At 41.5% G+C, this 19,985-nt stretch carries 15 protein-coding genes; 8 read left to right on the forward strand and 7 right to left on the reverse strand.

What is annotated here, in order from left to right; translation table 11 throughout:
- Positions 1 to 418 precede the first annotated feature (418 nt).
- Positions 419 to 1,825: a uracil-xanthine permease family protein gene (locus JMY09_RS08370; RefSeq protein ID WP_201623141.1), complete on the reverse strand. Its 1,407-nt coding sequence runs from the start codon at positions 1,823 to 1,825 to the stop codon at positions 419 to 421.
- 765 nt (positions 1,826 to 2,590) lie between these two features.
- Here JMY09_RS08370 and JMY09_RS08375 point away from each other — a divergent pair.
- Positions 2,591 to 4,633 (forward strand): TonB-dependent receptor domain-containing protein, encoded by a 2,043-nt coding sequence (locus JMY09_RS08375; RefSeq protein WP_201623142.1) that lies wholly within the window; start codon positions 2,591 to 2,593, stop codon positions 4,631 to 4,633.
- 162 nt (positions 4,634 to 4,795) lie between these two features.
- Positions 4,796 to 6,118: a PepSY-associated TM helix domain-containing protein gene (locus JMY09_RS08380; protein ID WP_201623143.1), complete on the forward strand. Its 1,323-nt coding sequence runs from the start codon at positions 4,796 to 4,798 to the stop codon at positions 6,116 to 6,118.
- Positions 6,119 to 6,140: 22 nt separating this feature from the next.
- On the opposite strand, the gene JMY09_RS08385 is transcribed toward JMY09_RS08380, so the two are convergent.
- From JMY09_RS08385 to JMY09_RS08400, 4 genes are all read right to left on the reverse strand, one after another.
- The gene (locus JMY09_RS08385; protein ID WP_201623144.1) at positions 6,141 to 6,911 is read right to left on the reverse strand and encodes an iron ABC transporter ATP-binding protein; all 771 of its coding nucleotides are present in this window, start codon (positions 6,909 to 6,911) and stop codon (positions 6,141 to 6,143) included.
- Between the two features lie 109 nt (positions 6,912 to 7,020).
- Positions 7,021 to 8,097: an iron chelate uptake ABC transporter family permease subunit gene (locus JMY09_RS08390; protein ID WP_201623145.1), complete on the reverse strand. Its 1,077-nt coding sequence runs from the start codon at positions 8,095 to 8,097 to the stop codon at positions 7,021 to 7,023.
- Between the two features lie 177 nt (positions 8,098 to 8,274).
- Positions 8,275 to 9,369, reverse strand: coding sequence for an ABC transporter permease (locus JMY09_RS08395; protein ID WP_201623146.1), 1,095 nt, complete (start codon positions 9,367 to 9,369; stop codon positions 8,275 to 8,277).
- Positions 9,370 to 9,448: 79 nt separating this feature from the next.
- Positions 9,449 to 10,501 carry a siderophore ABC transporter substrate-binding protein gene (locus JMY09_RS08400; RefSeq protein ID WP_201623147.1) on the reverse strand — a complete coding sequence of 351 codons (1,053 nt, stop codon included), beginning with the start codon at positions 10,499 to 10,501 and terminating at the stop codon, positions 9,449 to 9,451.
- A gap of 484 nt (positions 10,502 to 10,985) precedes the next feature.
- On the opposite strand from JMY09_RS08400, the gene JMY09_RS08405 reads away from it, so the two are divergent.
- From JMY09_RS08405 to JMY09_RS08415, 3 genes are read left to right on the forward strand one after another with little or no spacing between them, the layout of a single operon-like run.
- Positions 10,986 to 12,032, forward strand: coding sequence for an energy transducer TonB (locus tag JMY09_RS08405; protein ID WP_201623148.1), 1,047 nt, complete (start codon positions 10,986 to 10,988; stop codon positions 12,030 to 12,032).
- A 47-nt stretch (positions 12,033 to 12,079) separates the two neighbouring features.
- A complete protein-coding gene (locus JMY09_RS08410; protein ID WP_201623149.1) occupies positions 12,080 to 12,745 on the forward strand; it encodes a MotA/TolQ/ExbB proton channel family protein in 666 nt (221 codons plus the stop codon).
- A 59-nt stretch (positions 12,746 to 12,804) separates the two neighbouring features.
- Positions 12,805 to 13,206: an ExbD/TolR family protein gene (locus JMY09_RS08415; protein ID WP_201623150.1), complete on the forward strand. Its 402-nt coding sequence runs from the start codon at positions 12,805 to 12,807 to the stop codon at positions 13,204 to 13,206.
- A gap of 370 nt (positions 13,207 to 13,576) precedes the next feature.
- Here the strand turns inward: JMY09_RS08415 and JMY09_RS08420 are convergent, their stop codons facing one another.
- Positions 13,577 to 14,122 carry a DUF2799 domain-containing protein gene (locus JMY09_RS08420; protein ID WP_201623151.1) on the reverse strand — a complete coding sequence of 182 codons (546 nt, stop codon included), beginning with the start codon at positions 14,120 to 14,122 and terminating at the stop codon, positions 13,577 to 13,579.
- Positions 14,123 to 14,630: 508 nt separating this feature from the next.
- On the opposite strand from JMY09_RS08420, the gene JMY09_RS08425 reads away from it, so the two are divergent.
- Together JMY09_RS08425 and topA are read left to right on the forward strand one after the other, a co-directional pair.
- On the forward strand, positions 14,631 to 15,290 hold the full coding sequence (locus tag JMY09_RS08425; RefSeq protein ID WP_201623152.1) for a hypothetical protein: 660 nt from the start codon (positions 14,631 to 14,633) through the stop codon (positions 15,288 to 15,290).
- Positions 15,291 to 15,706: 416 nt separating this feature from the next.
- The gene (gene topA, locus JMY09_RS08430) at positions 15,707 to 18,400 is read left to right on the forward strand and encodes a type I DNA topoisomerase (protein WP_201623153.1); all 2,694 of its coding nucleotides are present in this window, start codon (positions 15,707 to 15,709) and stop codon (positions 18,398 to 18,400) included.
- Between the two features lie 91 nt (positions 18,401 to 18,491).
- Here topA and JMY09_RS08435 read toward each other — a convergent pair whose 3' ends face one another.
- Entirely contained in the window at positions 18,492 to 19,049 is a 558-nt protein-coding gene (locus tag JMY09_RS08435; protein ID WP_201623154.1) for a superoxide dismutase family protein, read from the reverse strand.
- A gap of 380 nt (positions 19,050 to 19,429) precedes the next feature.
- Here JMY09_RS08435 and JMY09_RS08440 point away from each other — a divergent pair, with 380 nt between their 5' ends.
- Complete coding sequence (locus tag JMY09_RS08440) at positions 19,430 to 19,852, forward strand: hypothetical protein (RefSeq protein ID WP_201623155.1); 423 nt, start codon at positions 19,430 to 19,432, stop codon at positions 19,850 to 19,852.
- The last annotated feature ends 133 nt before the right edge of the window (positions 19,853 to 19,985 follow it).

The raw sequence follows: 19,985 nt of genomic DNA on the forward strand, positions 1-19,985 counted from the left end.
CTGTCAGCAGCTATTACTGATCATCTCCTTAACGGTTTTAAATACTACTGGACATTTTTGGTTATTTTTATTTTATAACAGTTCCAACTAGGGTATCTGTCTATATACCGACCTATAAAATTAATTCATCCTAATCAGCTTTGTTATAACTATCAATTGGCAAGCTTGTACTGATGCTAGCTGTTAAGTTAAGGGTAAGGGCCTTATCAGCTTTGTTATAACTATCAATTGGCAAGCTTGTACTGATGCTAGCTGTTAAGTTAAGGGTAAGGGCCTTACTAACAGGATAATTAATCAGCCTAATGAACAGGGGCTGCAACTTGCCTAGAGCGCAGTTGGCTTAAATGAGAACTAAGGCGCAGCAAAGTTACTTTACTACGCCTTGTATTGATTAACTAATATACTGTAATGAAGTAGCTTAAGAGACATTCTTTCTAAGAGGCTCTATATCATCTTGTAATCTCTGCTCTTTATCATCATATTCCACACCGAAGTTCTTCGGTAAAATCGTATCGAGCACAATAGCTATTACCCCTGACATAGTAACTGCTGAGCCAAAGATATTGCGGAACATTTGTGGCATTTGGGCAAATACATCAGGTACAAAAGCAACTCCTAAGCCAAGACCTAGTGAGGTGGCGATAATCAAGATATTGCGATGAGTAAAGTTTACTGTTGATAAAATACGAATACCAGCAGTCGCTACAGTTGCAAACATCAATAGGGTTACACCGCCTACAACAGGTTTTGGCAACTGAGTAAAGATAGCGCCTAGAATAGGGAATAGACCCATAAAGAATAGAATACCGGCAACATAGAAGCCAACATAGCGGCTGGCAATACCCGTCATTTGGATTACGCCGTTGTTCTGACTAAAAGTAGTTACTGGGAAACTATTAAAGATGCCAGCAATGGCAGAGTTGACACCATCACCTAATACCCCACCTTTAATGCGTTTTTCGTAGAGAGGACCTTTGATAGGTTCTCCTGAGATCATCGACGTTGCAGTCAAGTCACCTGAAGTCTCAATACTAGTAATGATATACATAAAGGCAATAGGAATAAAGGCTTGCCAATCAAAACTAAAACCAAATTTGAATGGGATTGGTACAGTCAATAGCGGTGCTTGTGAGACTAAGGAAAAGTCAATACGACCCATAAATGCCGCTACTACTAAGCCTAACATCAGACCAATAAAGATGGCGCTTGAGCGAATCACTTTGTTATTAACAATACTGATCAGTACTACGCTGACCAATACGCCGCCGCCTAACATTAGGTTTGCGATGCTACCAAAGTCTTCAGCACCAACACCGCCTGCGAGATCGGTTAGTCCTACTTTGGTCAATGACAGACCAATAGTAACGATGACGCAACCCGTGACGATAGGGCTCATCAAAGATCTAAGCTTAGTGATGAACTGACTTAAAAATATCTCGACAAAGGCACCTAAGAAGGTAACCCCAAAGATTACGGATAGAATCTCCTCAGGACTACCACCGCGATTTTTTACCACAAAACCCGCCGCAAGTACTGCCGCTAAGAAGCCAAAGCTAGTACCTTGTAACGCCATTAATCCTGACCCAACAGGACCAATTCTACGAGTTTGGATAAAGGTTGCAACCCCAGATACCATTAGGGCCATACTAATAAGATAGGGGATATGCTCACCCAGTCCTAGAGCGCCACCAATGATTAGGGAGGGCGTAATAACACCTACAAATGCGGCTAATACGTGCTGCACAGCGCCTAAAAATGCTTTTAATGGTGCAGGACGGTCGTGCAGTCCATACAGTAGATCGGGATTTCCTTGAACATCACTCATAGTAGTTTCCTTTTAAAGTAAGTTCGCAGTCCTATCTTCACTAAAGTTCTGAATAAACAAACAATGGGTATTACTAAATATTGAGTTCTATTTGAATATCTAATCTGTCATATACAATTTTTGACCTTATGACAGCAGCAAAGAGTCGCACTCGTCCTTGTGCTAGTTAATAAATTAGTCGACAATTGATTATTAATATTGCTAATGAGTTATTAATAAACCTGACTATTTAGTCAGTCCTCTCTAGGGTATAGGGAAAAGGTAAGCCTTTGCAATGATTTTTTTTATTAAATATAAAGTATTTTTTGAAAGTAAAGCTAAAAATCGTTGTTTATAGTAATAATAAAATTACTAAATAATTAGATAGAAAATTTTTATGCTTTAAAAACAATAACTAACGATACATGCACCAAGATCATTGTTGCTGAGCGATTGACAATAGAGTTTATGAATACCCTTAACTTATTGACAAACAATAATTGGTAAATCTGATTCTAAGCCTACAATCAGCTGTAAAAAACTTTTTATCTGTATATTGCTTAATGGTTAATCATTGGTTATTATACTGCGCATTATGTAAATGTTAATAATTATCATTAAGTTTCTTTTTAACCTTATCATCTGCTTAAAGACATTTTAGAGCTTGAAGTAAGTGTCATCAAAAACACTTATTCGTACTCGAATGCCCTTATTTTTACTCGAAGACTAAAGTCGCTATCAAAAATAGCGCCCATTTTATTAATAATTATATTGAGTGAGTCAACTATGAGTGCCGTATTATTTTCCAGTCGTTTAAGCGTATTATCTATAGGTATAGCCGCAGTATTAGGGTCACAAATGGCCAATGCAGAAGTAGAGCCCAGCACTTCTTTACAGACAATTACTGTGACTGCAAACAGCTCAGTACGAGGAAAGGTACAAGAAGATTCTGTCTATACCGAGGACTATACGCCAGCACAGCAAGCCGATCACTTAAGTGACTTTTTGAATGTCATCCCAGGGGTTACTGTGGGCGGCACCTCAACGGTCAATCAGCGTATCCGTGTGCGCGGGCTTGACGATACCAATTTGAAAGTAACGATTGATGGCGCTCGACAAGAAGGTACTTTGTTTTATCATATGGGCGATGTGACCATCGACCCTGATTTATTAAAGCAGTCTGAAGTGGCGGTGGGTAATAATTCAGTGACGCTTGGTAACGATGCATTAGGTGGTGCTGTTGCTTTTAAGACTGTCGATGCGGTAGATCTGCTAAAACCGGGTCAAAAAATTGGTGCCAAATTGCACGCTGGATATGCCAGTAATAATGATGAGTTATTAACGTCAGCGACTGTCTATGGCGCACCAACCGATAATATTGATTTACTCGCTTATTATGGTAAGCGCGATGCCAATTCGGGTGAGGATGGTAACGGTCGTGAGCTGTTTGAAGATAGTAAGGGTGAAAACATTTTATTAAAAGCAGGGGTTTCGATTGCAGAGGATCATCGCTTAGGCGCAAGCTTTAGCAGTACTGAAAAGAAAGGGACTTTCCCATTCCGCCCAGATTTTCCTAGTCGCAATGACGCTCCAATACCGCAAAATGTCAAACGTGATACCTATGGGCTAGATTATACTTATAATCCGGCAAGCCAGTTAGTTGATGTTGATGCTAACGTTTATCAAACCAAAACTCGTATTTTACGTGATTCTGACTATGTTACCAATCCAGGATTTGAGTTTGATGCGCAGGTTAAAACTATTGGTGGGAAAGTTCAAAACACTAGTATTATCGACACTAATGTCGGCACGCACAAGCTGATTGCGGGGGTTGAGCACTATAAAAAAGAATCAGAGATGTCGCGGGACTTTATTAAAAGTGGCAGTGATTCGGCAAAAAATACCTCTGTATATTTAGAAGACCAATGGCAAAATGGCAAACTAACCTTAACGCCTGGGGTCCGTTATGACCGCTATGAATCTCCTGAGTTTGTATCTGCCGGCAAAACTTATAACAATGTCGTCGGTGCATTAGCTGCCAGCTATGAAATTGCGCCAATGACCCAAGTATTTGCCAGCTACACGCAGTTATTTAATGGTCCTGATTTGAGCCAAGCCATTTTTAATTCGGACGGTGGCAATACTTATGTCAATAATAACTTAAAGGCAGAAGAAGGCTCTAATGCTGAGATTGGTATCGCCAAAACGTTGCGCGACCTAAGCGTAGCGGGCGATGCGCTGCAACTTAGTGGTAAGTACTTTGAAACCAATATTGAAAACTTTATTGAGTTTGTACGTTCGGGCGGTACTCGTGTTGGCTTAAACTGTGCAACTGGACAATCTGGTGGTGCTTGTCAAGGTGCAGTAAATAAAGATGAAGACTTTAAAATTAAAGGGGTCGAGCTTGCTGCTGATTACAAAATGAATAACTTTAGTATGGGTCTGGGCTATACCCGTGCGCGTAGTAAAGGTGACAAAACAGGCGATAGTATTCCATCCGTAACGGGCAGTAATTCTAACTCGGGCGATCGTTTCATGGTGAACTTGAACTATGAACCAAATGATGTGGTTGGTTTAGGCTGGCGCAGTACTTATGTTGCATCAATCACAGACAATAAGCAAAATACTAAGCCGAATTATGATGTTCACGATGTATATATGAATTATACACCACGTCAACTTGAGAATGTAAAAGCAACGGTTGGGGTATATAACCTCTTTGATGAAGCTTACGCTAGCCACTCATCGCGCTTAAATACCGCTGATGATACTGTTACTGACTTTGAACAAGGTCGTAACATTAAAGCCTCTTTAAGCTATCAGTTCTAAATCACTACTGACGGATAAATAACGGCTTGTAGAACAACGAGTTGATAAATAAAAAGGCCAGCTACTTATAAATGAGAGCTGGCTTTTTTTATATCGCGATATGCTTTTTGATCTGTTCTAGGCCTCGTCTTTACTTCTAAAACCAATAAAGAATAATAACCAATGATTTCATTTAACACCCGCCAAACTTGTCTATGGATTCACCGTTATACCGGACTTGCTATAGCGGGTTTTTTAATTATTGCCGCTATTACAGGCTCGCTACTAGCATTTCACCATGAATTAGATGATATCTTTAATCAGCGTTTGGCGCATGTTGACAAAACTCAGACACCGCCATTTTCTATTGCTAGCCTTCATGACAAGGTGATTACTCGCTATCCAGAATATAGCTTTTCAACTATGCCTATAGCTGTTGAGCCTAACCGAGCCGTGGTCTTCGAGGTTGATAGAGATAAGGGGGATATAAAGGGAGTACCTAAACCCTTGTTCCAAGAAGTCTATATCAATCCTTACACTGCAGATATCATTGGGGCACGTGATAAAGACCAATGGGCATGGCACAATACTATGTGGAAAGTGTTTTGGTTGCACCGTGAGTTATTGCTTGGTGATATTGGCAAGCTGATATTAGGTATTGTGTCATTAGTTTGGACGATTAATTGCTTTATTGGCTTTTATTTAACCTTTCCACGCGCCATTAAAAAAAATCATCTATCACCTCAAGGATCTGCTAAAAAACGTGCTCCTGCATTAAAGCGCTGGCTACCGGCATGGAAAATCCGTACCAAAACCAATACCTTTAAGCTGAACTATGATGTGCATCATGCGTTTGGCTTGTGGTTGTGGCTGATGTTGTTTGTGATTGCCTGGTCAAGTGTGGGTTTTAATTTAAAGCAGATTTATAAGCCTGTAATGCAAGTCGTGGTAGGACTTGAAGGCAAAGAATCTAAAGGCGCAGAAGGTAAGGATAATAAACCCAATCGAGCTGGTAAATTAGACAAACAAGCTTTGACAGGGCTTCAGCTATCAGCTAATGACAGGGGTGCTGAGGTGGTTAATAAAGCCAACAGCATTGATTATTTAAGTCAGCAAGCGAATATCGCCGCACAAAAAAATGGTCTAAAGGTCACACAATTACTCGGTATTCGTTGGGTAGAAGAAGACAATCAATGGCAACTGCGCTTTAAAACTGATAAAGATATCGGTAAAAAAAGTGGCGCGTCCTCAATTACCGTCAATACAATAGATGGCAGTATCGAGCGCGTTAACTTTGCTTATCAGAATGCCTCATTTGGTAATAAGGCTGACCAATGGTTATCTACCTTACATATGGGACATATTAGTCACGGTATAGGTCATTTGCTTTATCAAATATTCTTAGCATTGATTGGTTTGGCGGTAGCAGTACTGTCTGGTACTGGCGTGTATTTATGGTGGAAAGGGCGGCAACAACGCTTAAAATCTTTGGCAAAGCTGAGATAATTTAAATATGGAACTATCAAAATTAAACCGTATCGATGATTACAGGACGCCCTTGATGACTGAGTACCGTAACATCGACATTATATAGCTGTTTCATCGTTGCTTGAGTAATGACGTCTATAGGACTACCCACCGCCATTACTTGCCCCTCTTTCATTGTCACTACAGTGTCAGCGAACTGGGCGGCTTGATTGATATCATGCAGGACGATAACTACAGTTTTTTGCTGACTATGACTCAACTCACGTAGCTCGCGCATTAGACGTCCAGCATGGTACATATCCAGATTATTAAGCGGCTCATCGAGCAGTAGATAAGGGGTATCTTGACAGACAATCATCGCAATCAGTACTCGTTGTCGTTGACCCCCTGATAGAGTGGACAAAAACCTACTAGCTAACGGCTCAAGCTCGAAGCGCTCAATAATCTCATCGACTTTTTGTTGATCATGCGCTGTTGGTCGGCCTTGATGATAAGGATAGCGCCCGAACATCAATAATTCATGCACCCGCAACCGTCCTTGAACTTGATTGTCTTGACCTAGCATCGCTACCGTAGTGGCTAATTTACGGGCATCACAACTGACGATATCACGTACTTCGTCAGCCAGCGCAAAGCTCACTCGTCCAGACTGCAAAGGTTGTAAGCGTGCCATCACCGAAAATAGCGTTGATTTACCCGCGCCATTAGGACCAATCAAAGCAATAACCTGCGAGGGTGGCAGTGCTAAGCTTATATCGTGTAGGATTTGCTGCTTACCAATGTGATGCGATACGCCGGTGATATTAATCATAATAGCTCTTGCTCAAAGATAAATTTTAGAGGTCTTAAATAGTGTTAATAACACTGTCAACGATGCTGACAACCACAAGAATAGTAGCTTAGTGTTAACACGACGCTAATTAGCGACGATGGTTGATAAATATCAATAATAAAAACACTACGCCACCAGCCAACTCAATCACTACCGATAGTACCCCAGCCATACCGAGCAGTTGCTCAAAGATAGTTTGACCAAGCACTAAGCAGATCATAGCCACTAAACTAACCAATATCAGGCGCTGACTATGAGACATATTGCTGGCGATTCTATTGGTCAAAGCGCAAACTAACAATCCAAAAAAGGTCACCGGACCGACTAATGCGGTAGCAGTTGCTACTAGTATCGAGATGACAGTCAATAGCCTAAAGGCTAAGCGCTGATAATTGATACCTAAGTTGATAGCTTGCGGCTTACCTAACATCAGCACATCACACTGATACCGCCAGCGCCAAATCGCTATTCCAGTAAGCACACAGAGCAGAATGCTAATAGTTAATAATTGCGGGTTGACGGTATTAAACTGTGCATAGCTGGCTGATTGCACCACCACAAAATCGTCGGGATTAATCAATCGCGCTATCAATGAGGACAAGCTGCGAAATAATACCCCAAAAATAACCCCTACTAAGATTAAGCGGGTTAAATCCTGATTAGTGTTAGAGAATAGCAAGCGGAATAATAATAGCGAAGCACCAAACATCAAGCCAATCTCAAGGCCGAACTTCGCTACTGGATTAAGACTAGTAAAGCTGATCGCTCCTAAGAAAAACACTAGTAAGCTCTGTAGCAATACGTATAGCGAGTCAAAACCTAATAATGACGGTGTCAAAATAGGGTTATGAGTTAAGGTCTGAAAAAGTAAGGTAGAAACGCCAATAGCGTAACCGACGACCATCAACGCTAGTAGTTTTTTGCTACGTAGGGGTAAGGCAAAGTCCCAATGGCCATGCACATTAACGGTTAAGAATAATAGTGCTGAAATCATTAATACTACAGTTGCGAGCAAACAAGGATGCGCCCTTAGCCTCTGCCATAAAAGGGAGAGCTGGCGAGAAAAACTAGTATTGATATTAGCATCGGTAGCAGCATTAACGACATAAGCAGCAGCGGCATCACTGTCGGTATCTATATCGCTAGCATTAGAAGGAGAAGGCATACGCTAATCTTATAAATGGGGATGGTAAATATAGTCAGTATAGTTGGCCCAAATCTCGACGCCTTTATACTGACCGTTGATACAACAAGCTAAAACAGACCCTAGTTATAAAAAATAATAAATATAAGGGTTTTCTTTAGCATTAGTAGTCTGAGTTTTTAGTTGTCTATAGGCAAGCTACGATTCGCTAGGGGCACGTAACAGTAACCATAAAAACACTAAGGTACCTACTACTCCAAACACAGTCGCCACTGGTACTTCGAATGGATAGCGGATAGATCGGCCGATGATATCGCAGAGCAATACTGCTGATGCTCCAAGCAAAGCTACGGCTGGCAAGCTACGACGTAATTTATCACCCATGATGCGGCTGACGATATTAGGCACCACTAGACCAATAAATGGAATTACCCCAACGGTGACTACTACTACAGCGCTCATCATCGCTACCATAGCCACACCGATCCAAGTCACTTGGCGCTTACTGATCCCCAAGTTCAAGGCGATATTATCACCTAAGCCTACGATAGTGAGCTTATCGGCAATGATATAAGCAATGACACATAGACCACCCGTCAGCCATAACAGCTCGTAACGACCAGCTAGCACACTAGAAAAATCACCAAATTGCCAAACGCTGAGCATCTGCAAAGTCTCAGTCTGATAAGCAATAAAAGTGGTGGCTGCATCGATGATGCCGCCAAATACAATACCAATAAGGGGAATCATCAAAAAGTCAGTAGGGGGAATGCGTTGAATCAGCAGCATAAATATCATCATGCCAATGACCGCAGCGATGGTCGCTACACTCATCTTGACAATAAGGGCGCTGGCGGGAAACAGTAAACTGACTATTAATAGTCCGAGGGCAGCGCTTTGAGTGGCGCCAACCATAGAAGGCTCGACAAAACGGTTTTTTAGTACCACTTGAATAATCATGCCAGCCACGGCCATTGCTATACCAGTTAGAATAATAGCGATAGTACGTGGCAGACGGCTAACGAGCATCAGGGAGCTGTCGGCATTAGCATTATGATTGATTAGGCTTTTTAGTATGCCTGACCACGAAAAGTCTGCGACACCGATAGACAGACTCAGTAATATCAATAAGGTCATTATCAAAAAACTAGCGCTATTTATTGCCCAAGGTGGCAAGGCCGCTTTACGTTTTTGACCGTTACTATTATCGTAACCCGAACGCCACGAGGAGGTGGCACTCAAGCCAGTAGTATTGTTAAGCTTACTATTATGACGAGTAGAGAATAATGACATAGCTATTTATGGCCCACAGCATGGATTTGGATGGCTATTAATTTACGTTGGAAAAGACATTTTTTCGCGCAACTCACCACTACTTAGTACTAGTAAAAGCCGTTTTAATAGCTGTCAAATCTTGCATCCATTGGTTATAACCACCGAATGCTAAGTAAGAATCTGGGCTTAAATAGACCACTTGATTCTTGCTCCATGCCGTTGTTTGAGCGACTAAAGGATTATCTAGTACGGCTTTGGCACCTACGCTATCCTCGCCAATAGCAGCGCTACGATCTATTACAAATAACCAGTCAGGATTCACTTTTTGTAAATATTCAAAAGATACGGGCTGGCCATGACGGGCATCAGCTATTTGATTGTCAGCCATAGGCACGCCAAGGACACTATGAATAAAGCCAAAGCGCGACTTATCGCCATAAACGGATAGTTTATTACCGTTGACCATAACTACTAAGCCAGTACCTTTATCTTTACTTAAGGTTTGTGTTTGCTTGATAAGGCCATCGATATTTTGCTGTAGTTTTAGGGCTTGATCGCTTTTACCAAATAGAGCACCCAAATCATGTAAGCGTTGTTTGCTTGATTGATAGATGTTGGCAGTATCAATACTCATATCTAAGGTTGGCGCAATACTCGATAGCTCATTATATTTTTCCGCCATACGCGAGCCAATTAAGATAGCTTGCGGCTGCATGGCATTCAACGCTTCTAAATCAGGCTCAAAGACCGTACCCATCTCTTTGGGGTCTGGCTGGACTTTTGATTGTAGATTATCCAAGTGTAGACCACTCGGCTTACCATCGATTGCTACTTCTAGCGCGGCCAAATCTTGCATCAAGGTCATGTCATAGACCACGATAGGCGAAGGATTAATTGGCAGGCTTACTTTGCCTTTAACGGTATCAACATCGATAGTAGTCACGGCAACCGCATCATTAGTAGTACTATTCGAGCTCGCATCAGCACTATTATTTTCTTTTTTAGTGTCGTCCTGAGTCGTATCCGCTGATGAGCATCCCGCTAAACTGATACTAAGCATCAGTGCCGTGGTCATAGCGGCTAATAGAGGGCGTTTAGATAGAGGTTTTTTGGCGGTAGTATTGGGATTGTAGGCAGTAATAACAGACATAAGGAACTCGGTATATCGTGGTTTATGATCAGCATCTAACAAGCTACTGGTCAGAGTAAAAAGAAAAAAGAGCCTGCTTAGCGCTATAGAGAAGGGCGCTAAAACAATGCTCGATGATACTAAAGTTAATAGTACTAAGTTTAATAGGACTAAGGTTAATAATGCTAAAGTTAATAGCACTAAAATTAATAGCGTTAAAGTTCATTATAGAGGCGGTTTATTTACTATAAAACCTTAGCTAGATAATCACTTATTAAGGAGTAATGATAAAGCAAATAAGAATACTTATCAACAAAAACGATAATGGTTATTATTAACAGACTAGCTATAGACCGCTATAGCCTCTTAAAACAGTAGGAGAGTAGTAGTAAATAGCAGCTAACAGCAGCAGTCAATAAACTTATTATATTTATTGATAATGGTTATCGTTTGTATTACTATGCTATTTTTAATTCACTGTAATTTAGTTAATGGTTAAGGTGTTATGGCCTCAACAAATCCCAATACATCATCGCTCAAGCTGATAGTGGCTGCTATCGGCATAGTAGTAATACTACACCTGTTAACCGCTATGGCATTGGTGATGATAAATCCACCTACGCCTATTACTGTGCCACCCAAAGCTTTGCCTCCTATCGAAATACAGCTACTACCGCCACCTGTCGAAATTGAACCACTAAAGATTGACAGCATAGAAATAGCGCAACCAGAGCCCGTATTACAGGTTAAAGCTCAGCCTAAAGTCAAACCTGTCGCTGCTGCTAAGCCACAAGTTGTTAAAAAAGCTATCGAGAAAATCAAACCTGCTAGCAAAAAAGTAATAATAGCACCGGTAACCCAAGAAAAGACTGAACCCAATGAGCCTAAGCTGCCTATAGCTAAGACGGCAAAACAAGCGCCTGCTGCTGCAAAGCCAGTCAATGAACAACCGTTAGATATCGTTACTAAGAGTAGGATATCTACAGCAAGCGCCGATGCTAAACGAGCACAAGATATAGCAGATGCTAAGGCAGTTGCTGATAGTAAAAGAGCACAAGATATAGCTGATGCCAAGGCAGTTGCTGATAGTAAACGAGCACAAGATATAGCTGATGCTAAAGCAGTTGCTGATAGTAAACGAGCACAAGATATAGCTGATGCTAAGGCAGCTGCTGATAGTAAAAGAGCAAAAGATATAGCAGATGCTAAGGCAGCTGCAAAAGCTCAGGCTAAAATTGAGGCCGCTAACAACGAGCCTATGAGCTTTACTGCTGGTAACGCCGATTGGGCAGGATCGCCGCCTAACTTTAGTTTTCCTTCTCGTGCTGAAAGAGGCGCTAGATCAGGGGATAGCTTTACCGTAGGACTATTATTCCGTGTCAACAAACAAGGTGGCATCGAAAGCGTAAAAGTGGCGAGTTCCTCGGGCAATGCTTTGTTAGATAAAACCGCAGTACAACAAGCAGGCAAAGGGAAATTTAAACCTTTTACTAAAGATGGTATGCCAAGAGTTGGTAACGTGACTTTATCAGTTACTTATAAAATGCCTTAATAATCAATAATCAATAACGTCTATAAAACACAACTAAGGGGTCTGAAATGGACTTTGCAAACTACTGGCAATACAGTGATATAGTTACTAAGAGTCTATTTTTCTTATTACTAGCTTTATCTGTCATCTCTTGGGTAACAGGTATCGTGCGAGTGATTCAAAGCCGTAAGATGTCGATAAGCGTTGCTGATGATTTGACTCAAAAGATCCAAGCAAAACATCCTGAATTAGCTGGGGCTGATGCTGCAACACGTCGATTGGTGATTGAGCAAGCACTGCTAAAATATATCGGTCGTTATCGTTATAATAGTGAGCGCGGCTTGCCTATCTTAGGTACTACTGTGGCGATTGCCCCATTCATCGGTCTGTTCGGTACAGTATGGGGTATCTTCCATGCGCTGCACAATATCGGTGCGACGGGTCAAGCAGGATTGGGACAAGTAGCAGGGCCGATTGGCGAAGCACTCATTATGACAGGTTTAGGTATTGCCGTGGCTATCCCAGCAGTAGTGTTTTATAACCTTGCAGTACGTGTCAATCGCCGCATTATGTATCATGCTAATGATAGAGCTCATGATTTACTTTCTGAATCAGTTGTTGGAGTCACTATACCTTCTACGCCTCATTCTATACGTACTGAAACAGCAGTAAAGTCAGCTCCTGCACAAACAGTAGAAACCAATAATCAGTATCGCAATGCTTCTAGCTCATAGCAGCAGAAGTAATAACTGAAAATTAATTGAGATTACATTAAGAATATATCGAGAAAATTATGGCCTTTCAACTAGGTAATGATGACGTACAGAGTATGAATGAGATGAACCTCATTCCGCTGATTGACGTTATGCTAGTGTTGATGATTATCTTCTTATTGACTGCTACCGTACTGAATCCAACAGTACCTTTAGACTTACCTAAGACTAATGCGGCATTGAATGAGCAACCAGCAGAAGCTATTCAAATTAGCATAGACAAAGATGCTGGTATATTTTGGGACAGTGATCCGATTAGTATGGCAGAGTTACAGGTTCGGCTACAGCAAGAGGCGAATACCGGTAAAGACCCTTCGCTGCAACTGCGCGCTGACAAGCAAAGTAAGTACGATAGCGTCGCGCAAGTATTGGCCGCCGCTAGTCAGGCGGGTCTGACTAAGATAGCTTTTGTGAATGAATAGTAGATGATGGCGGTTGGTTTTTAATTATTAGGTTTGAAACCTACTAAGTCAGCATTGGTATTGAAAGCCAGCAACTAACTTTTAGAGCAGTGAGATCCTAAGTCAAACTAAACTTGTCTTATATTTATTGCACTAAGCTTAGTGTGCTTACTACATCATGCCCACTACAGCATACTCACTACACTAAGCTAAATGAGCAGTTAGCAGCAGTCAGAAAAACAGCCCAGTGATATATATTAGTAGCGCAATTAGTAAAAATATAGCTAGGATAATAAGAAAAATAAATAAAATAATAGCAATCTTCTCCAACCTCGCTGGGTTCACCTTGCGAGGCTTTCTTTATCTTATTTACCGATATTTGTATAAAGTGTTACCAGCCATAACCAAATGGCGCATACCCATAGCGACTATAACCTAGACGATTACCGTAACCGAAAGGGTAAGGTGAACGCAAATAATCTAGGTCACGTTGACGAATGTAATAGTAGCGTCCTTGCGCATAAGCCTCTTCTAGCTTATCGATGCCCTCGAGTGGACAAACAGGTTGCCAGCTATAGCCTTCACGGCCTATCTTATAGGCATTCAGCTCAGTACAGTATTGCTTTAACCCTCGCTGACGACCTTGTTCCCATAAGATGCGATCAGGAGTGGCGCCGGCCACATTAGCGCAGCTATTAGTATAGTGACCGAAGTAAGCCCCCGAGCGACCGTTGACCCCATCGGCATAGCCTACTTGCTGCCAATTGCTGGCCTGACATTGCTGTGGAGTTAAGCTTTGGGTAGTGGCGCAGCCTGACAAAGACAACAGGCCAGCACTCGCTATTACTAAGGCCACATTTGATTTGGTGATAGTAGAGGCTGCATATTGAGTCAATAGGGGCTTTAGGGTAGCTACTATAGTAAGAAAATAAGACATAATAAACCTCCGCAGCTTTGAAATTATCGTTTATCATAGCATTTTTTTATCAAAGCAACTTTTTGTATATTGTTATTATAGTAGTTATTAGCTTGGATAGTTGTGTTGTTAAGCTATTGATATAGTAGTCAAAAAAATAGCTTAATTATTTTAAAGATCAGTACTATAGAGCTTCTAGTGGCTGAGTGAACTTCAAGTAGAGCTTGATTTCTATTAGTTCGTACTCATTATGGGTAGCTATAGATAAGGGTTTTTTATATAACTAGTGAGGTTGGTGGCGGCATTAATAGCCAAATCAGTGCTTGTGTCAGTGCTTACATTAATAGCTACCTTAGTATTTGTAATAGACTAAGTTTCTGTAGCTATAGCGAGTATTAATAGTTATCACGAGTACTAATAGCTATAGTGCTATCAGAAAATAGCTAAATAAATAAGTTTCTATAACCGTCGCTAGTATCGATATGTTGTTGTTTTAGTTCACCCTAATCCGTCAAAAGGCTAAGTTATCATGGGAATGTGGATTGCCATTGCTATTGTACTCTTCGTATTAGGGAGTATGATGGCGCTCAAACCCAGCGCTATTGATCAGCGTTTGGATAAGCTGCGTATGACTGCGCGACGTTTGCAGCTCAACCCTAAGTTAGTTGCTTGTCCGGATTGGGTCAGGGGCAAAGACAATGAGTATGGCCGAGGTATGTTAGGGCAGTATGGTGTGGTGCTAGATAACTTACAGCTGCCGCTAACGCGCTATCACGCTATCGATGGTCAGTGGCGTCCAGATACTAGTACTGATGCGCTGAGTAATCAACCCGCTAGTGAGTTGAATACGTATACAATTTTTCAACCGTCCAACAGGTCAAAAAAGCCGAAGCCAGAAGCGAATTTTAACTTAGATAAGACGGCGCTGGCGTTACCAGATACCATTGAGCCGTTTGTTAAAGCATTGCTGATTAAAGCTAATAGCGTCGTTATTTATTGGGAAGATATCGCCTATGTGCGCCCTATGACTAACCCGAGCTATAAAGCAGCTGCTATTGAGCCTGACTTGTTAGCGCTAAAAGCTCAGCTTGAGAAGTGGGCGTTGCAGATGCAAATTCTGTCAAGCAGTGCTACAAATAACCCAGCTATAAATAATGATGACGCAGTAACTAACTTGACTAGTTTATAAACAAAAGCTATTAGCTATCAGTAGTTTCTAGTTTTGAAAGTTGAACAGGCTCTAACCATAGATCAGATTATTTATTGACTCCCATTTTATTCAGATAGAGTATGCTCAGCTAAGTGTTTTTAGCTAAAGTTGTATTATTTACAGTTGACAGCTTGACGTATAGAAGTGTAACGTCTTGCTAAGTTTATTGCTGTTTGGTAATTATATCGTAGCTATTGGTTCATTATTTAGCAATGATTACTGGACTGTTCTATGGTTTATTACCTTTTTGTGAGTAGCTGTAGTGCTTGCCTGATCAGATATTTAACGGTACAAACGTTTAGTTGATACCAAGTGCAGTCAAAAATGCTTAATTAAAAATGCTTAGCTACTAACTTATACCTCCTTTTATTCCCTATATTATGGTGTAGTCAAATATGGCCAAAACCGCAACCAAAAAAAGCGCTACCTCATCTACTGCTACTAAAGCGGCTGCTAAAACTGTGACTAAAACTAGCAAAAATCCTAATAAAAGTAAGTCTTTGGTCATTGTCGAATCACCAGCTAAGGCAAAAACGATTAATAAGTATTTGGGCGATGACTTTATTGTCCGCTCAAGTATTGGCCACATCCGTGACTTACCAGTAGGGGCTAGTAAAGGCGCAAAAAAAGCTGCTACTAATAAAGATGAAACCTTATCAAAAGAAGAAAAAACCCAGCAAGCACTAGTGCGACGGATGGGCGTTGATCCTGAACATGATTGGGCGGCAGTCTATGAAGTATTACCGAATAAAACCAAGGTTATCAAAGAGCTAAAAGCCTTAGCCAAAGACGCTGACAAGATCTATCTAGCAACGGATATGGATAGGGAAGGAGAGGCTATCGCTTGGCATCTCAAAGAAGTCATCGGCGGCGCTGATAGTAAGTATGAGCGTGTAGTATTCAACGAAATTACCAAAAATGCTATTCAAAATGCTTTTAAGCAACCCTCAAAACTCGATATCGATCGCGTCAATGCGCAACAAGCACGACGTTTTCTAGATCGCGTAGTGGGCTTTATGGTCTCGCCTATTCTTTGGCAAAAGGTTGCTCGTGGTCTATCAGCAGGGCGAGTACAGTCAGTAGCTATGCGTCTAGTGGTTGAGCGTGAGCACGAGATTCGTGCTTTTATTCCTGAGGAATATTGGCAGATTCACGCTGACACTCATATAGCCGATGCTAAGAAAAACGCTGAGCAAGTAGCTATACGTTTAGAAGCTACTAAGCAAGCCGGTAAGACGCTAAAGCTGGTTAATAAAGAACAGACCGATAAAGTATTGGCCGTGCTAAATACGGCCGATTACATAGTCAAAGAGCGCGAAGAGAAACCAACTCAGTCACGACCAAGTGCCCCATTTATCACTTCAACTTTGCAGCAAGCCGCTAGTACTCGCTTAGGATTCTCCGTCAAAAAGACTATGATTTTGGCACAGCGTCTCTATGAAGCAGGTCATATCACTTATATGCGTACTGACTCAACCTTCTTATCGGGTGATGCGTTAGCTGCAGCACGTAGCTATATCGAAGACAGCTATGGCGCTAAATATGTGCCTGAAAAGCCTAACTTTTATGGCAATAAGCAAAACGCCCAAGAAGCGCATGAGGCGATTCGTCCTTCTAACGTCAATATGAAATCCACTCAGCTCAAAGGCGTGGAGCGCGATGCTATTCGACTCTATGAGCTAATTTGGCGACAGTTTGTGGCTTGTCAGATGACAGCAGCGAAGTATCTATCTGTCAACTTGTTCGTGGCAGCAGCAGATGTTGAGCTAAAAGCTCGTGGTCGTACTATGGTTTTCGATGGCTATACGCGAGTGTTATCTCCAGCCAAAGCGGATGATACATTACTACCTGATGTCAAAACAGGCGATATATTAATCTTAGACCAGCTTGATCCAAGCCAACACTTCACTAAGCCGGCACCTCGTTTTACGGAAGCGAGTCTGGTTAAAGAGCTGGAGAAAAAAGGCATCGGTCGACCTTCTACTTACGCCTCTATCATCTCCACTATTCAAGATCGAGGCTATGTCAAACTTGAGAATAAGCGTCTATTCGCTGAAAAAATGGGCGATATTGTCACTGATAGACTGATAGCCAGTTTTCCAGACTTGATGGATTATACTTTTACCGCAGCGCTCGAAGATAAGCTTGATCATGTGGCAGATGGAGAGCGTGATTGGAAAGATGTACTTGATAACTTCTATGGCGACTTTAAAAAGAAAGTCGAACATGCCAAAGATGCTGATGGTATGCGTCCCAATGACCCCACTGATGTACCCGATGTCCATTGCGATTTATGTGATCGTCCGATGCAACTGCGCACTGGCTCCACGGGCGTATTTTTAGGCTGTACTGGCTATAACTTACCGCCTAAAGAGCGTTGTAAAGGCACCAAAAACTTGATGCCAGTTGAAGCTTTTGCCAATTTGGATGATCCAGAAGGCAACGATGAAGCGGCTGAAGTCAGAGATTTAATGGAGAAAAAACGTTGCCCGAAATGTGCCACGGCTATGAACGGCTATATCGTTGATGGTGGCCTAAAGCTTCATGTTTGTGGTAATAATCCCGATTGTGACGGCTATGTACTAGAAGAAGGTAAGTTTGAAGTTCCAGGCTCAGACTCGCCAACGATTGATTGTAATAAGTGCGATGGCCAAATGGAACTTAAAACTGGCCGCTTTGGACCTTACTTTGCTTGTCAAAATTGTGATAATACGCGTAAGGTGCTTAAGACCGGTGAGCCGGCACCGCCACGTATGGATCCTATCGACATGCCAGAGCTCAAGTCGATTAAGCATGAGGATCACTTTATCTTGCGTGAAGGAGCAGCAGGCATGTTCCTAGCGGCTTCTAAGTTCCCTAAAGTACGCGAAACCCGACCACCAAAATTGGCGGAACTGCGTGAGATTAAAGATAAGATGGAAGATAAGTTCCAATATCTGTTCGAAGGGCCGGACGAAGATCCTGAGGGTAACCCAACTATTCTGCGCTGGTCACGCAAGAAAAAAGAGCAATATATTGGCTCAGAAAAAAATGGCAAAGCCTCACGTTGGGGATTATTCTGGCGTAAGGGTGAGTGGGTAGAGGAGTAGAGCCCTCATTTACTTAATAAGCTATCAATAAAAAAACCTCTTAGATAATCTAAGAGGTTTTTTTATGATTAAGTATATTTAGTCTTGTCGATTAGTTAGCCACAATAATACCACAGCCAATACGGTCACCTGAGGCGCCTGCAGGCTGGCTAGTATAGTCATCAGCACCGCTATGAATAATAAAGGCTAGACGATTAACACTATATTTACCTGCTTGGGCTGCAGAGATTTTCTTATTGACATAGTTAATAGGTGCAACGCCTTTCTCATCAGCGGTCACATTCGGTAAATCGCCTGCATGACCTGCTACATCGTCCGGGTTTGAGTGCGAGAATTTGTCAGGATTAAAGTGACCGCCTGCATCTTTACCCATAGTGCTACAGCTACCGGTCTCATGAATATGCAGAGCAACTGTTGCGCCTGGCTGCAGACCGATCAATTTACCATAGACTTGCACACCGCCCTCAACAGGACGTAAGAAGACTTGCCCAATCTCTTTGTTACTGCCATCAGTAGTCATAATGGCTGATTTAAGTACTGGTTGGCTAAGAGGATTACCGGTTTTTAATTGATCTTTTACCGTTTGGCAGCCCGTCATTGCTAATACTGAACCACATAGTAAAGCGCTTGTCATCATTAACTTATTCATCGTTAGCTCCAATAATAGAATAGAAAATAGAAATTATTTTATAAGGTTTTTACTTATAACTGAGTGAACATTAAATTAGAAATATATTATAAATCATTCAATATTTCGCACTCTCATCCTAAGGAGTATAACCAAGCTATAGGGTTAGATATTTATCAAAAGCGCAACAAAGCGTTAATATATGTAAAGTGCCATAATGGTTTAGATGCAATAGCTTACTAAATGCTTAACATAAGGTGACGAAATAAAATGGTTAGTGGGTATTCAATGCGGCAAAATAGCTAGTCAGATTTAGATGTTGTTACTCTAAAAAATAATTATGACAGCGATAATTAGCATTAGTAATGGCTAATAGATATTAATAAATAGAAGGAAGTAATATGCGTACTCTAATTAGTTTGGCCGGTTCAGCAGCATTAGCTTTAGGCATTATGAGCACGGGAATAACGGCTGCTTCAGCTGCAGTGCAAAGCGGTGATTTACACTATACTGCAGATTGTGGGGTAAAAGAATTACGTATAGCCAAAGGCAGTTATGATGTTAGCCGAGCAGGGGTAGTGAAAGGGGATCAATACTGCGAGTACCAGTTCTATGCCAAAAAAGGCCAAAGCGTGAGTGCGACTATAGTGGGTAGCAGCGACTTATATCCTGTGCTGTACGGCACTGACTCTCCAGATTTGAGCCTAGACCCAGTAAAGCTTGATAAAACAGGCGAACATACTATTCGAGTGCTACAGCCACGTAACCAGGCACGTGAAAGTAATACGCCGAAGCCTTATTATATTACGGTAACTATTAAATAACGCATTGCACTTAGAATTGCTCTTAATCAAAGGGTTATGTTTATTTTAAAACCGCTATGTTTACTTTAAAATTGCTATGTTTGCTTTAAAACTGACTTTAAAATATCAGCACCCATAAAAAAGCCGCCCACTA

This window comes from Psychrobacter urativorans (genome assembly GCF_904846695.1).
In the GTDB taxonomy this organism is placed as follows: domain Bacteria; phylum Pseudomonadota; class Gammaproteobacteria; order Pseudomonadales; family Moraxellaceae; genus Psychrobacter; species Psychrobacter urativorans.

Coding starts and splice junctions, on each gene's coding strand:
- JMY09_RS08370 (WP_201623141.1), bottom strand. CDS start 1,825: ATGAGTGATGTTCAAGGAAATCCCGATCTACTGTATGGACTGCACGAC.
- JMY09_RS08375 (WP_201623142.1), top strand. CDS start 2,591: ATGAGTGCCGTATTATTTTCCAGTCGTTTAAGCGTATTATCTATAGGT.
- JMY09_RS08380 (WP_201623143.1), top strand. CDS start 4,796: ATGATTTCATTTAACACCCGCCAAACTTGTCTATGGATTCACCGTTAT.
- JMY09_RS08385 (WP_201623144.1), bottom strand. CDS start 6,911: ATGATTAATATCACCGGCGTATCGCATCACATTGGTAAGCAGCAAATC.
- JMY09_RS08390 (WP_201623145.1), bottom strand. CDS start 8,097: ATGCCTTCTCCTTCTAATGCTAGCGATATAGATACCGACAGTGATGCC.
- JMY09_RS08395 (WP_201623146.1), bottom strand. CDS start 9,369: ATGTCATTATTCTCTACTCGTCATAATAGTAAGCTTAACAATACTACT.
- JMY09_RS08400 (WP_201623147.1), bottom strand. CDS start 10,501: ATGTCTGTTATTACTGCCTACAATCCCAATACTACCGCCAAAAAACCT.
- JMY09_RS08405 (WP_201623148.1), top strand. CDS start 10,986: ATGGCCTCAACAAATCCCAATACATCATCGCTCAAGCTGATAGTGGCT.
- JMY09_RS08410 (WP_201623149.1), top strand. CDS start 12,080: ATGGACTTTGCAAACTACTGGCAATACAGTGATATAGTTACTAAGAGT.
- JMY09_RS08415 (WP_201623150.1), top strand. CDS start 12,805: ATGGCCTTTCAACTAGGTAATGATGACGTACAGAGTATGAATGAGATG.
- JMY09_RS08420 (WP_201623151.1), bottom strand. CDS start 14,122: ATGTCTTATTTTCTTACTATAGTAGCTACCCTAAAGCCCCTATTGACT.
- JMY09_RS08425 (WP_201623152.1), top strand. CDS start 14,631: ATGGGAATGTGGATTGCCATTGCTATTGTACTCTTCGTATTAGGGAGT.
- topA (WP_201623153.1), top strand. CDS start 15,707: ATGGCCAAAACCGCAACCAAAAAAAGCGCTACCTCATCTACTGCTACT.
- JMY09_RS08435 (WP_201623154.1), bottom strand. CDS start 19,049: ATGAATAAGTTAATGATGACAAGCGCTTTACTATGTGGTTCAGTATTA.
- JMY09_RS08440 (WP_201623155.1), top strand. CDS start 19,430: ATGCGTACTCTAATTAGTTTGGCCGGTTCAGCAGCATTAGCTTTAGGC.